This window comes from Pseudoalteromonas sp. NZS71, from assembly GCF_015864715.1.
GTDB classification, from domain to species: domain Bacteria; phylum Pseudomonadota; class Gammaproteobacteria; order Enterobacterales; family Alteromonadaceae; genus Pseudoalteromonas; species Pseudoalteromonas arctica.
The window spans coordinates 13960-29101 of record NZ_JADYWS010000007.1; the positions used below are offsets into that span (position 1 = coordinate 13960).

General features: G+C 40.5%; 12 protein-coding genes and 1 tRNA gene. 7 read left to right on the plus strand and 6 right to left on the minus strand.

Features of this window, described 5'->3' with window-relative positions; genetic code table 11:
- From rplK to I6E85_RS06075, 4 genes are all read right to left on the minus strand, one after another.
- A complete protein-coding gene (gene rplK, locus I6E85_RS06060; RefSeq protein ID WP_002958879.1) occupies window positions 1-429 on the minus strand; it encodes a 50S ribosomal protein L11 in 429 nt (142 codons plus the stop codon).
- Between the two features lie 213 nt (window positions 430-642).
- The gene (gene nusG, locus I6E85_RS06065; RefSeq protein WP_007580122.1) at window positions 643-1206 is read right to left on the minus strand and encodes a transcription termination/antitermination protein NusG; all 564 of its coding nucleotides are present in this window, start codon (window positions 1204-1206) and stop codon (window positions 643-645) included.
- 4 nt (window positions 1207-1210) lie between these two features.
- A complete protein-coding gene (gene secE / locus I6E85_RS06070; RefSeq protein WP_002958877.1) occupies window positions 1211-1588 on the minus strand; it encodes a preprotein translocase subunit SecE in 378 nt (125 codons plus the stop codon).
- Window positions 1589-1720: 132 nt separating this feature from the next.
- Window positions 1721-1797 (minus strand) — tRNA-Trp (locus I6E85_RS06075).
- A 164-nt stretch (window positions 1798-1961) separates the two neighbouring features.
- Between I6E85_RS06075 and I6E85_RS06080 the strand changes: the two genes are divergently transcribed.
- Together I6E85_RS06080 and I6E85_RS06085 are read left to right on the plus strand one after the other, a co-directional pair.
- Window positions 1962-5942 carry a hybrid sensor histidine kinase/response regulator transcription factor gene (locus tag I6E85_RS06080; RefSeq protein ID WP_197236712.1) on the plus strand — a complete coding sequence of 1327 codons (3981 nt, stop codon included), beginning with the start codon at window positions 1962-1964 and terminating at the stop codon, window positions 5940-5942.
- 136 nt (window positions 5943-6078) lie between these two features.
- Window positions 6079-7209: a CsgG/HfaB family protein gene (locus tag I6E85_RS06085; RefSeq protein WP_165722179.1), complete on the plus strand. Its 1131-nt coding sequence runs from the start codon at window positions 6079-6081 to the stop codon at window positions 7207-7209.
- 54 nt (window positions 7210-7263) lie between these two features.
- On the opposite strand, the gene I6E85_RS06090 is transcribed toward I6E85_RS06085, so the two are convergent.
- Together I6E85_RS06090 and deoC are read right to left on the minus strand one after the other, a co-directional pair.
- A complete protein-coding gene (locus I6E85_RS06090; protein WP_101216814.1) occupies window positions 7264-7764 on the minus strand; it encodes a hypothetical protein in 501 nt (166 codons plus the stop codon).
- Window positions 7748-8500, minus strand: coding sequence for a deoxyribose-phosphate aldolase (deoC, locus tag I6E85_RS06095; protein WP_197236713.1), 753 nt, complete (start codon window positions 8498-8500; stop codon window positions 7748-7750). The genes I6E85_RS06090 and deoC overlap by 17 nt, the downstream gene beginning before the upstream one ends.
- Window positions 8501-8950: 450 nt before the next feature.
- On the opposite strand from deoC, the gene cysG reads away from it, so the two are divergent.
- Genes cysG through cysC form a run of 5 tightly spaced genes read left to right on the plus strand, consistent with a single transcriptional unit; the run spans window position 8951 to window position 15134 of the window.
- Window positions 8951-10378, plus strand: coding sequence for a siroheme synthase CysG (cysG, locus tag I6E85_RS06100; protein ID WP_024600081.1), 1428 nt, complete (start codon window positions 8951-8953; stop codon window positions 10376-10378).
- A 50-nt stretch (window positions 10379-10428) separates the two neighbouring features.
- Window positions 10429-11328, plus strand: coding sequence for a sulfate adenylyltransferase subunit CysD (gene cysD, locus I6E85_RS06105; protein WP_197236714.1), 900 nt, complete (start codon window positions 10429-10431; stop codon window positions 11326-11328).
- Complete coding sequence (gene cysN / locus I6E85_RS06110; RefSeq protein ID WP_197236715.1) at window positions 11328-12752, plus strand: sulfate adenylyltransferase subunit CysN; 1425 nt, start codon at window positions 11328-11330, stop codon at window positions 12750-12752. Before cysD ends, cysN begins: the two co-directional genes overlap by 1 nt.
- A gap of 31 nt (window positions 12753-12783) precedes the next feature.
- Window positions 12784-14508, plus strand: coding sequence for an SLC13 family permease (locus I6E85_RS06115; RefSeq protein ID WP_165740257.1), 1725 nt, complete (start codon window positions 12784-12786; stop codon window positions 14506-14508).
- Between the two features lie 32 nt (window positions 14509-14540).
- Window positions 14541-15134: an adenylyl-sulfate kinase gene (cysC, locus tag I6E85_RS06120; RefSeq protein ID WP_149605738.1), complete on the plus strand. Its 594-nt coding sequence runs from the start codon at window positions 14541-14543 to the stop codon at window positions 15132-15134.
- The last annotated feature ends 8 nt before the right edge of the window (window positions 15135-15142 follow it).

Genomic DNA, 15142 nt, shown 5'->3' on the forward strand with positions numbered 1-15142 from the left:
TTAGTCCTCTACGTTCAAGCCCATCGCACGCGCAGAACCTGCGATAGTGCGAACCGCTGCGTCCATATCGGCAGCTGTAAGGTCAGTTCGTTTTGTCTCAACAATTTCTTCAAGTTGAGCACGAGTTACTGTGCCTACTTTATCAGTGTTAGGACGGCCTGAGCCTGACTTGATACCAGCAGCTTTCTTAAGTAAGTAAGCAGCAGGTGGCGTTTTCATGTCGAACGTAAATGAACGGTCACCGTAAACAGAGATCACTACAGGAACTGGAGCGCCTTTTTCGATAGACTCTGTACGCGCGTTAAACGCTTTACAGAATTCCATGATGTTTACACCGTGTTGACCTAGTGCAGGACCTACTGGAGGACTAGGATTAGCCATACCAGCGGCAACTTGTAGCTTGATTAGAGCTTCAACTTTTTTAGCCATTATAAATACCTCATTTGGTGGGTCTCAGCCTTGTGCGCGCGAGGACGCGTACTCTAACGGCTTCCCAGTTTAAAAATTGGTTTCGTACTTTTTGCACAGTAAAAATAAATTTTACCTTAATACAAAAAGGCCGCTGATTATAAGTTAATCAGCGGCCTTTTTCAAGCTTCATGCCAAAATTTAAATAAAAATTAGCGAAGCTTTTTTAATCAATTACTTATCTTGCTCAACTTGACCGAATTCAAGCTCAACTGGCGTAGAACGACCAAAAATAAGTACAGATACTTTTACGCGGCTCTTTTCGTAGTCAACTTCTTCAACTACACCACTGAAATCTGCAAATGGTCCGTCTGTAACGCGAACAACTTCACCTGGTTCAAATAATGTAGCAGGTTTAGGTGCTTCAGCATTTTCTTGAAGACGATTAAGAATGCGTTCTGCTTCTTTAGGAGTTATTGGAGCAGGACGATCAGACGTTCCACCAATAAAGCCCATTACACGTTCAGTGCTGTTCACTAAGTGCCAGCTTGCGTCATTCATATCCATTTGTACTAATACATAACCTGGAAAGAATTTACGCTCAGATTTACGCTTTTGGCCAGCGCGCATCTCAACAACTTCTTCAGTTGGTACTAGTATCTCACCAAAGCTCGATTCAAGACCTTCGATTTTAATGTGTTCAGTTAACGTTTGAGCTACACGCTTTTCGTAACCAGAAAAGGCTTGTACTACATACCAACGTAACTTAATTTCTTTGTTCTCGTTCTCATCCGACATGGGATCAGATCTCCAATCCAGTTAAAAAGCCTACAGCGCGGAATAAAATGCCATCTAATCCCCAAAGGATAAGTGCCATAATCACTGTTGCAACCATTACAATTAATGTCGTGTGGGTAGTTTCTTGGCGCGTTGGCCAAATAACTTTGCGTACTTCAATTCGAGCTTCTTTAGCGAAAGCAAGAAAGTTACGTCCCTTAAATGTTTGCGAGGCAATTGCTAATCCGGCCGCTATTGCAACAACAACGCCGATAGCACGTAGTAGTACAGATTGATCTGCATACATGTGATTACCAACAACTGCGCCTGCAAGTAGCGCGATTGCTACTAACCACTTTACTGACTCCATCGCACTTGATGGTGTTTCTACATTCGTGCTCATAATATTATTACCTTAACTACAGACACAACAACCCTACACTACGGTAAGGTTAATCCATTAAAATCTAAACTTAAAAACAGACTTAATTTAAACCGGTTTTTAATCTCAGACTACTCAAACCACAAGTAAAACTGGCAGGGGCGGAGAGATTCGAACTCCCAACCATCGGTTTTGGAGACCGCTGTTCTACCAATTGGAACTACGCCCCTGCAAAGTGGATGCCTATTATACTTACGCAGTCCATTAACACAAGCCTAAAAGATACCCACATTGGAAAATCTCGGCATTGCATTAAAAAATCAATCTTAACATTGATTAAAAAGCAGTTTATGATTGTCCAAATTATAGGGACTCACAATTAGATGGGAAGTCTGTGAAAGCAATAAAAACAATCATAAGATATAAAATTATTAGCTTTTTATTATTATTTCATATTAGTTCTTATGCCCTGCCATTGTACTTAGATACATATACAAATGAACAAGGTTTATCACAAAATTCAATTACCTGCAGTACCACTGATGAAAAAGGGTTTCATTGGTTTGCTACCCAAGGTGGCTTAAACCGATTTGATGGGTATGAATTTAAGCACTATAAATTCAATCCTTCACAACCTAGTATTTCGGGAAATTGGATTACGGACTGCCTGAATTTAGGAAACGGCCACATTTGGTTTGCTACAACAAGTAATGGACTTAACTTATTAAATACTGAAACAGGAAGTTTTAGTGTTTTTAACCAGTACTCAACCCCTCCTATTACAAACGAACGTATTTCATCAATTTCTTCTAATTCGCCACAAATCATTTGGATTGGTCACGATAAAGGGCAACTTACTCGTTTAGATACATACACAGGTACTACCGAATTATTTTCTTATCAGGGCACGAATCACTTAAATGTTGTTTTTAAGGATGTGCTTTTTGATGATCAAAAAAACCTTTGGTTAGCAAGTAGTATCGGGCTGATTAAGTTCGATACACAAACACATCGGTTCGAACATATATCTAATAGCCCTGAACAGCTCTGGCAATTAAAAAAAGCAACAAACGGCAAATTTATTATAGGAGGCAAGACTGGTCTAAGTGTTTTTGACTCAAACACACTCGCATTTTATAACTTTGAGCAACTCAAAAATGTTTGGGTCACAGATATACTTTTTGATGATGAAAAAAAATTATGGGTAAGCACTTATGGTCATGGTCTTTATTACCAAGCTACAGATAATTTATTAAGTAGCGAGTTTCATCAACTTACTCACTCTCCAGATTTAAAACATGGCTTAGCTAACGATCACCTATTATCACTTTACCAAGACCCTCAAGGCATTATTTGGATTGGTACAGACGGCTATGGATTACATCGCTATGATAAAAGGCAGACTCAGTTTGGTCATCAAAAACATCAAAGCAATAACCCAGCTTCTATCTCGAATGACTTTGTAAGAGCAATACTCAAAGACAGTAACAACTTACTTTGGGTGGGTACGCGCGACGGACTTAACAAACAAACTGACACAGGATTTAAACGCTATAAAACAGATAAAAATCAAGATGTAGGCTTAACTAATAACAATATATTTAGTCTTTATGAAGATGCCAATAAACGCGTATGGATAGGCACATACGGAGGTGGTTTACTGCTTTACAACCCAATTAATGATAACTTTTCGGCTTTTACTGTGCAAAGCCATCAACTCAGTAGTAACCGTATTTATGCAATCGAAGGTGATCTAAGTGGTAATTTATGGCTGGGCAGTAACGAAGGCTTAACGCGATTTAATCCCGATACTTTACAGGTTACAAATTTTAAATACACCGCAGATAAAAATAGTATCTCAAATAATACTGTTTTTAGTATTACTTATGACAGCGACAACAATGCTATATGGGCAGGAACCCGCGCAGGGTTAAATAAACTTTCTTTACATGATGAAACATTCACTCATTACCAAAGCGATCTTAAAAAGCCTAATAGTTTAACGCATGACATGGTTACATCCTTGCATTTACAAGATAAAAACACTTTATGGGTAGGTACTTTTGGCGGGCTCAATAAATTAAATATCCAAACAAACAAAGTAATAAACATTACAGAGTTTGATGGCTTACTTAACGATAATATTTTTGCAATTAAACAAGATAGCAGCGGTTACTTGTGGCTAAGCAGCAACCAAGGCCTAACCCGTTACGCTCCTCAAACCCAACAAATGCAGCATTTTTTACCCGCAAACGGTATACAGCATCATTCTTTTATTTTAGGTGCCGCTTTTCAAGCAGATGACGGCGAGCTATTTTTTGGTGGTATTAACGGTTTTAATCAATTTGATCCGTTAAAACTAACCCTAGCAACTCAACCCCCAGAGCCCGTTATTACAGACTTACTTATTTATAACCAGTCAGTCGCGACGCAGCAATATATAAAAAACAAGACCCAAACGGCTAAGCTTATAAGCTATACAGACAGACTCTTTTTTAAAGAAGAAGATGGTGTTATCGGCTTTAAATTTTCTGCTTTAAACAGTGCAGAGCCCCCTTATCAATACCAATATGCTTACAAGTTAGCTGGGTTAGATAAGCAGTTTTTATACGCAAACAAAAACCAGAGGCAAGTTAGTTATTCTCAACTTCCCGCTGGAAGCTATCACTTTATTGTAAAAGTTAAAGATCAATACGGTCAATGGAGTGATGATAAAACAATGGTTGCGCTTAAAGTTACTCCACCTTGGTGGAAGAACAATGTTGCCTATGTCACTTACATCATGATCGTATTATTTATAATGTGGTTAATTATAACAGCAAGGTATAGAGCTAACGTTGCAGAGCAAGCAAACTTAAAAGAGAAAGAACTTAGCAACTTAAAAACCCAACTATTAGATAATGTTAGCCATGAACTTAAAACACCATTGAGCTTAATATTAGCGCCACTTGAGAGTTTACAAAAAAGCCATAAGGATTCAGACACCCAACAAAAACTAGCGATGATTCAACGTAATAGCTATAAGCTATTGGATCAAATAAACCAACTTTTACAGCTCAGTCAGCGCCCAAGCACAGCAGTGAAACACGTCACACCCTATGCTATAAAGCCGGTAGTTAAACAATTAATTGAAGATTTCACCCCTTTATTTAAACAAAAAAATATTACGTTCGAGTTTGAAGATTTAACACAAAAAACTATTCCCATTAAATTAGAGCTAAATCATACAATTTCTATTATCAGTAACTTATTGAGTAACGCACAAAAATACACTCCAAACACTGGCAAAGTATTACTTCAGCTATTAACTCAAAAACAAAAATTAATCATCACAGTCTCAGATACTGGTGTTGGTATAGATAAAGAGCACCTTGAGACCGTTTTTCAACGATTCACACGTATAGATACGAGTAATCAAAGTGGTAGCGGTATTGGCTTAGCGCTGGTGAAGCAGCTAGTTGAGCAATATGGAGGAACTATTGAACTTAAAAGTGAATTAAACAAAGGAAGTTGTTTTACTGTTTCACTCCCAACAACTCAAACAGACGAAACCTCTAACCTCACTGCTCTTGCTGTGTCTAAAAACAATAATCTATGTGCAGTAAAAAGTAATAAGATTCTTATTATTGAAGACAACGATGAAATGCGTGATTTAATAACGTCACTATTTATTAGTAGCTTCACGTGTATAAGTGCAGCTAACGGAGAGCTAGGTTTAGCTTTATGTAAAAACGAAATGCCTGACTTGGTAATAAGTGATGTAATGATGCCCGTTATGGATGGCTATCAGTTTATTAAAGCACTGCGCACCGACACGGCTATTAGCCATATTCCGGTGTTATTACTTTCAGCAAAGGCAGATACGCACAGTAAATTAAAGGGCCTAGACTTACTTGCTGATGACTATTTGAGTAAACCTTTTGAGCCGCAGCTGTTACTCAGCCGTGTTCAAGGGTTATTAACGATTAGAGAAGTACTTAATCAACATTTAAAACAACAACTACCTGCTTTATCACAAACAACCCAGCTCGACCCACAAATGGCGCAAAGTAAAGATTATGTATTTACCGAGCGTGTAAAAACGACAGTAAAAGAGCATTACCAAGACGAAGCATTTAGCGTAGAAGAATTTGCAGCAGCGCTCTACCTTAGCCCTCGCGCTTTACAATTAAAAATGAAAGCCTTGTACAACCTAACACCAAGCGATTACATTCGAAATATTCGTTTAGAATTTGCACAAGAGCTTTTAAAAAATAGTGAGCTTGCAATTGGCCTAGTAGCACAGCAAGTTGGCTTTAATTCACAAAGCTACTTTGCCCGGTGCTTTAAAGCAAAATATAATATGTCCCCAAAACAGTTTCGCGAACAATCCTGATAAATTTCGCCTGTGTGACTAAACATTTCGCACCAGTACTATTATTAACCTACTGATTTAACTAAATTAACATGAATTTAAATATTAAAGGTAATGCACTGCATTTCCTTTAAGCATATTAATTAAGGACAGTCATATGTTAAAAGCACCACAAAAACTATTATTAACGGCACTATTAACTACCACTCTGAGCGCTTGTCAAAGCACCTCCACAAATGTTACGTCAGGTCAAAATTCACCAGACATAAACACTGTCGCCCAAGAACAATACAATGGGCCCAAAGCTCGTATTGCTGTTGCACGCTTTACCGACAAATCAAACAACTCAAAATGGTGGCGTAAAGAAATAGGCGACGGTATGGCTGATCAATTAACTACGGCACTCGTATCAACAAATCGCTTTATTGTTTTAGAGCGCCAAGCGCTTGATGCTGTTTTATCAGAACAAGACCTAGCAGCCTCAGGTCGCGTTAGTGCATCATCGGGTGCCGCTTATGGTGAGATTGAAGGCGCTGAAATAGTCGTTATTGCAGCGGTAACTGAATTTGATGACGATAGCTCTGGTGCAAGTGTTGGCAGTGGCGGCTTTATGGGTGATGTATTTAGCTCTGTATCCGCTGGTTTCTCAGGCTCTCATATGGCGATTGATCTTCGTCTAATAGATACACGCACATCACGCATTTTAGCTGCAACAAGTGTTGAAGGTGGCAGTAAAGATTTTGACTTTACTGGAGCCGCAACCAACTTTGGTGGCGCACTTGTTGGCGGTAATATTAGTGGATGGTCTGATACCCCTAAAGAAAAAGCCCTTCGTGAAGTTATTATTAAAGCGGTTGAGTTTTTAGAAACTAAAATTCCAGATACTTACTATCGCTATAACAGTAATAACACTTTAGCATCGGGTTACACTGCGCCGCCACCGGCAGCTGTACAAGCAAAAACAGCCAGCAAGAGCGCTGTAACAGTTGATGTACCCACTCATAGAATGCCACATTATGAAAAGATGGATTTAGCAATGTCGCGCCTAAGCTTGGTATGTTTGGGTTACCTAAGAAACCAGCCTGATTACGAAGAATTTGAAACACAGGATGTTGAGTACGATCGTAAAACAGTTATCGCACTTCGTGAGTACCAGCAAGACAAAAAACTAAAGGTAACGGGTTTAGCTGATGAAACAACTAAAAAGTCACTTGATGATAGTGGTTGTATTGCTAAAACGAACAAATCAAGCCTCGAAAGTATAGGCAACATGTTCAAGTTTAATTAATAAATATTAGCTTTAAGTTTAAAATGAAAAACGGCTGTTACTTAGAGCCGTTTTTCAATCTATACGTAATAACTCACCACGATAAAAATCACACACTAACCAAATTTGCTCAAATTGATAGGTTCTTGGAAAGTTAAGGTCATTGATCACAGCTTCAAAGTCAGCTTTGTGCCAAATAGTACTGGCGTTACGAATAACAAGCCAAGTACGCTCTGAATAATAACGTTTTTTCGCTTTTTGTTTCAGCAACCGCTCTAATGCAGCCCGCAATCTGTGTTCACTTGGCTTTTGTGCCATATCTGCCAAATCTCGTTGCATTTGCATTGACAACGATCGTCCTAAAACAGCCATCGCTTCTGTTTCGCTGGCATATAAATGAGCAATTTCTATATCAAGCTGTTCACTCTCTTGATAACAACTAACGTCAGGTTTATTAGGCTCATTATGCCAAATGTTGCGCATATGAACACCCAACTGCTGCTCATAGCAACGTAAAAACAATTTAGCAGCATCATGCTCTAACTGACGTTTTTCCTCATCACTGCTGCGTTTCATTCAACACCTTGTAAACATCATTCAGCAAACTTGAAGCACCAAACCTAAATGTATTTGCTTGTAAATAATCATCCCCCATTATTGCGCGTGCTAGCGCTAAATAATCACTGGCATCGGCAACAGTTTTAACACCGCCGGCAGCTTTAAAGCCCACACGTTTATCCGAGTTTTTAATGGCTGTTAGCATAATTCTTGTTGATTCAAGGGTTGCATTAATGGCCACTTTACCCGTACTGGTTTTTGCAAAATCGGCACCACCTTCAATTGCCAATTGAGTAGCCTGCGTTATTAGCGCTTCGGTTTTTAGCTCACCGCTTTCTATTATTACTTTTAGTTGGGCGCGCGACCCACATGCTTTTTTACTTTCGCTTACATAACTAAGTACTGTTTGAACATCGCCCGCAATTAACTTTTTATAAGGAATAACCAAATCAATTTCGTCAGCGCCGCGCTCTATTGCAATAAGTGTTTCGTTAATTACATCACTCAGTGGCGCATCACCCGTTGGAAAGTTAGTGACCGTTGCAACTTTTACGTGGTTAAGCTCACGCGCTGCGAGTGCTATTTTTGCATCATCAACAAAGTCGCTATAAACACATACAGCGGCAGGCGTACCTAAGGTAGGATTTATGCTATCAACAAGTGCTTGAATGCTTTTGGTGGTATCGCTGGTGTTTAAGCTTGTTAAATCCATCAGTGCGACTGCTAATGCGGCATCTTTTTGGTGTTGTGTCATTAGAGCTCCGTTGCTTATGTAATACCAATTTTATTAAAAACATAATCATTTTAGCGTATTAAATAACTCACTAACTACGTTAAAAATTATTTATATAGAACAACTATGTATCATAATTTTAGCCTTGTTATTGAGCTATTTTCTCGTCGCTATAATAAATCACTAATTTAATGCAATTGGTATAAGTACAAAATAGAATATGCTTCCATATTAACAAATTAAACCAAACTCGCTATAGCTCATAACCAAACACTATAAGCTGGTTATTTTACTTGTAACTCGGCGCAATCCCTTGTTAACTAGCTCTTAGGCCTAAAAAGCCTACCTATTATAACTTTTGGCTATATCAACTTGGTTTTAATTATTTTTTACTTATTGATAGCCGCTATATTCTGCTTATCAGAATAAAGCGTTTTCTTATATTTGAATTTGTTTAGGGGTCTTATTAACGTGCAGTATTTACCTATCTTTACCAAACTCGACAACAAACCAGTATTGGTTGTTGGCGGTGGAGAGGTCGCATTACGCAAATGTCGCGCGTTTTTAAAAGCGAGAGCGAGCGTTACTTTAGTAGCACCTTGGTTTTGCGACGAACTAAAAGAACATGCACATAATAATGAAGTAACGCTTATTGATGCTTATTTTGATGAATCGCATCTCGATGGCAAAATGCTTGTTATTGCAGCAACCGACCGCGATGAAGTAAACAACAACGTATTTGAACTTGCCAATGCCCGCAATGTATTTGTAAACGTGGTTGATGACCAACCTAAATGTACGTTTATATTCCCATCCATTGTTGACCGCGACCCAATTACGATTGCTATATCAAGTGCAGGCACAGCGCCGGTACTTGCACGTCGCTTACGCGAAAAGCTCGAAACCCTTATTCCGCATCATATTGGCCCTCTTGCAACACTTGTCGGTGGCTTTAGAGACAAAGTAAAAAAACGCTTTAAACACTTTTCTGACCGCCGCCAATTTTGGGAAGGCGTGTTCGACTCATCTGTCGTGAGTAAAGTACAAACCGGTGATACCCAAGCCGCGCAGCAGCAACTAGAGCAAATGCTAGATGCTAAAGCAGAACCTGAAGGCGAAGTATATGTAGTAGGTGCAGGCCCTGGCGATCCAGAGCTTTTAACACTTAAAGCACTACAACTTATGCAACAAGCCGATGTGGTTGTATACGACTTTTTAGTGTCTGACGAAATTATGGAATTAGTGCGCCGCGATGCTGACCTTATTTGTGTAGGCAAACGTTTGGGCGATCATAGTGTTGTTCAAGACGACACCAACCAAATGTTGGTCGACCTTGCTAAACAAGGCAAAAAAGTGTGCCGCATTAAAGGTGGTGACCCGTTTATTTATGGTCGTGGTGGCGAAGAAGTACAAGTACTGGCTGCTAACAACGTAAATTATCAAATTGTACCAGGTATTACAGCCGCTGCAGGTTGTAGTGCGTATGCGGGTATTCCGCTTACGCATCGAGACCATGCACAGGCCATTCAATTTGTAACTGGCCACTGTAAAAAAGACGGCCAAGAACTTGATTGGCAATCGCTGGCAAAAGCAAATCAAACGCTTGCTATTTACATGGGCGTAATTAAATCGCCGCACATACAAAGCGAGCTTTTAAAGCATGGCCGCAAAGCCGACACACCTGTTGCCATTATCGAAAACGGTACACGCAAAAATCAGCGTGTAGTAACAGGCCAACTAGGCGAACTTGCCGACTTAATTGAACGCAACAGCATTATATCGCCTGCGCTACTCATTATTGGTGAAGTAGCCGCCCTGCACTCGCAACTAGCGTGGTTTGGGAAAAACGAACAAACAAGCAGCTTTGCACAGCCGCTAACAGATGTATCAAATACATAATCGAATTTTAAATTTGTAACTTTTTAATCATTTTAGTAGGACGACTAACAATGGCTTTAACTCACCTTCAGCAACTTGAAGCTGAAAGTATCAAAATCATGCGCGAAGTCGCCGCTGAGTTTGAGAACCCAGTAATGCTTTACTCTATTGGTAAAGATTCGTCGGTACTTTTGCACTTAGCGCGTAAAGCATTTTACCCTGCAAAAATTCCGTTTCCGTTATTGCACGTAGACACCAATTGGAAGTTTCGTGAAATGATTGAGTTTCGCGACCGTATAGCTAAAGAATACGGTTTTGACCTACTGGTACACAAAAATCCAGAAGGCATTGAAATGGGTGTAGGCCCGTTTACGCATGGCTCGGGTAAACATACCGACATAATGAAAACCCAAGGCTTAAAGCAAGCACTTAACAAATATGGTTTTGATGCTGCATTTGGTGGCGCACGCCGCGACGAAGAAAAGTCACGCGCAAAAGAGCGTGTTTACTCGTTCCGCGACAAACACCACCGTTGGGACCCTAAAAACCAACGTCCTGAGCTTTGGAACACTTATAACAGCCAAGTTAATCCGGGCGAAAGCATTCGTGTTTTCCCGTTATCTAACTGGACTGAGCTTGATATTTGGCAATACATTTACCAAGAAGACATCGACATGGTGCCGCTTTACCTAGCAAAAGAGCGCCCTGTTGTTGATCGCGATGGCACCCTAATTATGGTTGACGATGAGCGTATGCCACTTAACGAGGGTGAAGTACCGCAAATGAAATCTGTACGTTTTCGTACATTAGGCTGCTACCCACTTACCGGTGCAGTTGAGTCAACAGCAAGTACTTTAACCGAAATTATTGAAGAAATGCTGCTATCTACGTCATCTGAACGTGAAGGTCGTGTTATTGACCATGATTCAGCAGGCTCAATGGAGAAGAAAAAACGTGAGGGGTATTTTTAATGTCTAGCCAAAATAACGATACATTTAACGAAGTAAAAGAAATAGGCATAGACGCCTACCTAGCACGCCAACAAGATAAAAGCTTATTGCGTATGCTTACGTGTGGCAGCGTAGATGACGGTAAATCAACATTGATTGGCCGCCTACTGCACGACAGCCACCAAATTTATGAAGATCAGCTAGCAGCCCTTCATAAAGATAACGAAAAAGTAGGTAATGCAGGTGAAGATCTTGACCTTGCATTATTAGTTGATGGCCTACAAGCTGAGCGCGAGCAAGGCATTACCATTGACGTAGCGTACCGTTACTTTTCAACGGCTAAGCGTAAATTTATTATTGCCGACACACCTGGTCACGAGCAATACACACGCAACATGGTAACGGGTGCATCAACAAGTGATGTCGCCATTATTTTGGTTGATGCGCGTTACGGCGTACAAGTACAAACTAAGCGCCATAGCTTTATTTGTGACTCGCTGGGCATTAAGCAGTTTGTTGTTGCCGTTAATAAAATGGATATCGTTGATTTTGACGAAACCGTGTATGAAAAAATTAAGGCCGATTACCTTAAATTTGCTGAGCAACTTAACGTATCAAACATTAAGTTTGTGCCTATGTCGGCGCTTAAAGGCGACAACGTAGTAACTCGCTCTGCTCATACACCGTATTACACCGACAAGCCGCTACTTGAATTACTAGAAGATTCGCCAGCAGCCGAAACAGATACAGGCTTTGAAGCGCGCCTACCGGTGCAATATGTAGTGCGTCCTAATTTAAACTTCCGTGGTTTTCAAGGCACACTTACGTCGGGCAAGATACACGTAGGCGATGCAATAAAAGTATTACCGTCGGGTAAAACATCAAGCATTAAAGAAATTGTTACCTTTGATGGCAACCTAGACAGCGCAGAAGCAGGCCAAGCAATTACCGTTACCCTAAATAACGAAATTGATATTAGCCGAGGCGACGTAATAGTACCTGCAAATTCAACGGCTGTTGTTACTAACCAGCTGCAAGCTAAAATTGTGTGGATGCATGAGTCGCCATTAGTGTTAGGTAAAAGCTATAACCTAAAGCTAGGCAGTAAAAACACCTCAGCTATTGTTACAAAAATTGATTACACGATTGATGTAAACACGCTTGAACACGGCACTGCCGATTCACTACAGTTAAACGAAATTGCGATTGTAACGCTTGAACTAACCGAAACTATTTTGGCAGACGAGTACCACAGCAATCATGAAACAGGCTCGTTTATCCTAATCGATCGCTTATCAAACTTAACGGTTGCTGCGGGCATGATTGAACAAGTACTGCAAAGCCAAGCACAGCAAAGTAACTTTAGCGAATTTGAAGTTGAATTTAACAGCTTAGTACGCAAGCACTTTCCGCATTGGCAAGCGCGTGATATTTCTAAGTTATAAGTTAACTTTAGCCTGTTAGGAATTTAAAAGCATGGTAGAACAGCTCGTTTTAACAGGCATTATGCTTACCTTAGTCGGGTGCCTTTTTGGCACCCGTATTAATCCAGCATGGTTATTTGTAAGCGCCATTGGCACCAGCTACTTAGCAGGGCTAATCGATCTTGAAAGCATGTTAATTAATTATGCTAACCCGTCGCTAATCACCTTAGTACTATTGGTGTTAGTGTCGACCGCAATAGAAAAAACCACCCTAATTCAAAAGTTAGCGCAATCGCTATCTAAAGGTAGTTTAGTAAAATCGGTAACGAAATTGGGGTTATCAACCGCCTTTTTATCGTCGTTTACTAACAATACCGCCGTTGTTGCATCGCTTATTACCGCGATAAAAGACAACCCTAATCACTCCCCTTCAAAGCTATTATTACCGCTGTCGTACACTGCTATTTTGGGCGGCACCATTACGCTTATTGGTACATCAACCAACTTAATCGTCAATGGCTTTGCAGTCGATGCGGGCATGGAACCGCTGGGCTTTTTTGACTTTACCTTAGTGGGTTTAGGCGCGCTAAGCGTAGGCCTAATTACCATTTTAGTGATGCTTAAATACTTACCCGACAACGGTAAAAGCGACCAAGAAGTCGTGCCTTTTTACCTAGAAGGTAAAGTACAAGCAAACTCAAAGTTAATAGGCCAAACCGTTGAAGAAAACGGCCTGCGTGATTTAAAAGACTTATTCCTCGCTGAAATTATTCGCGATGGCAGCCGCATTTGCGCAGTCACCCCGCAGCAAATTATTCAAAAAGATGACGTGCTACTGTTTGTAGGTGACATAAAATCGGTGCCATTACTTACCCGTTTCGACGGCCTAAAAGTAGTACACGAGAATCATCAAAAAGACATAGAACACTTAGTAGAAGTAGTAGTAAGTCAGTCTTCGAAATTTATTGGCAAAACCGTAAAAGAAGCCCGCTTTAGAGAACAGTTTCATGCAGCCGTTATTGCCATTCGCCGTGGTCACGACCGCTTACAAGGCGGCCTTGGGCAAGTGCAATTACAAGCTGGCGACTCGCTTATACTTGCCCCAGGCAAAAACTTTTACACCTTGCCTAATTTAAAGCGCGAATTTGTGTATATTTCAGGGTTTGACTTACAAGCCCACCTTGCACCTAAACAATCAAACATTGTGCTACTGTGCTTTGCCGCAGTACTGGGTTTAAGCATTATTGGCATAGTGCCGCTGGTTAAAGGCTTATTAGTATTACTGATTGGCTTAATGCTCAGTGGCACCATAAAACTTAACGAAGTAAAACGCCGTTTTCCTATCGAGTTATTAGTGGTAGTAGGCAGCGCCATTGGCCTTGCCAAGTTAATGATAGGCACCGGACTTGCCGGGCAAATATCCGACGCCATGTTTATGGTACTTGGCGACTTTGGTCCTTACGGCGCATTTATTGCCATATTTTTAATGACCGTATTATTTACCGAGCTTATTACTAATAACGCAGCAGCTGCCTTGTCGTTCCCTGTTGCTTACTCGCTCGCGGTTGGTTTTAATGTAGACCCGCTACCATTTATTATGGCGGTTGCCTTTGGCGCATCAGCCAGCTTTATATCGCCATTTGGGTATCAAACTAACCTAATGGTTTATAGCGCGGGTAACTATCGCTTAAAAGATTACATAGTGATGGGCTTACCCCTTTCTATTATTTATTCAATCACGGTATTAACCTTGATCCCGCTGGTATTTCCGTTTTAATACCTGCGCTCACAGCATAAGAGACTCTCACTATGGATGAAAATATAGTTTGGCATAACTACGCAACTACAAAAGCACAGCGTAGTGAGCAAAAAAAACATAAGCCCGCTATTTTATGGTTTACCGGCTTTTCAGGCTCTGGCAAAAGCACCGTAGCAAACGCACTAGAAGCGGCGCTTAATCAGCAAGGTACGCACACTTACCTGCTCGATGGCGACAACGTACGCCACGGTTTATGTAAAGACCTAGGCTTTAGCGACGAAGACCGCATTGAAAACATACGCCGCGTAGGCGAAACCGCTAAATTAATGACCGATGCTGGCTTGTTAGTACTTACTGCGTTTATATCGCCTTTTAGAGCAGAACGCGACATGGTGCGTAACTTAGTAGACGACGGCGAATTTATTGAAGTATTTATCGATACCCCACTGGATGTATGCGAAAGCCGCGATCCAAAAGGCTTATACAAAAAAGCCCGCGCTGGAGAGATAAAACACTTCACTGGTATCGATTCAAGCTACGAAGTGCCAAACAATCCAGAAATAATTTTAGATACAAGTAAAAACACCCTAGACCAATCGGTTACACAACTGATAACGTATCTAAAACAAAAGCACATAATATAGGTTAACCC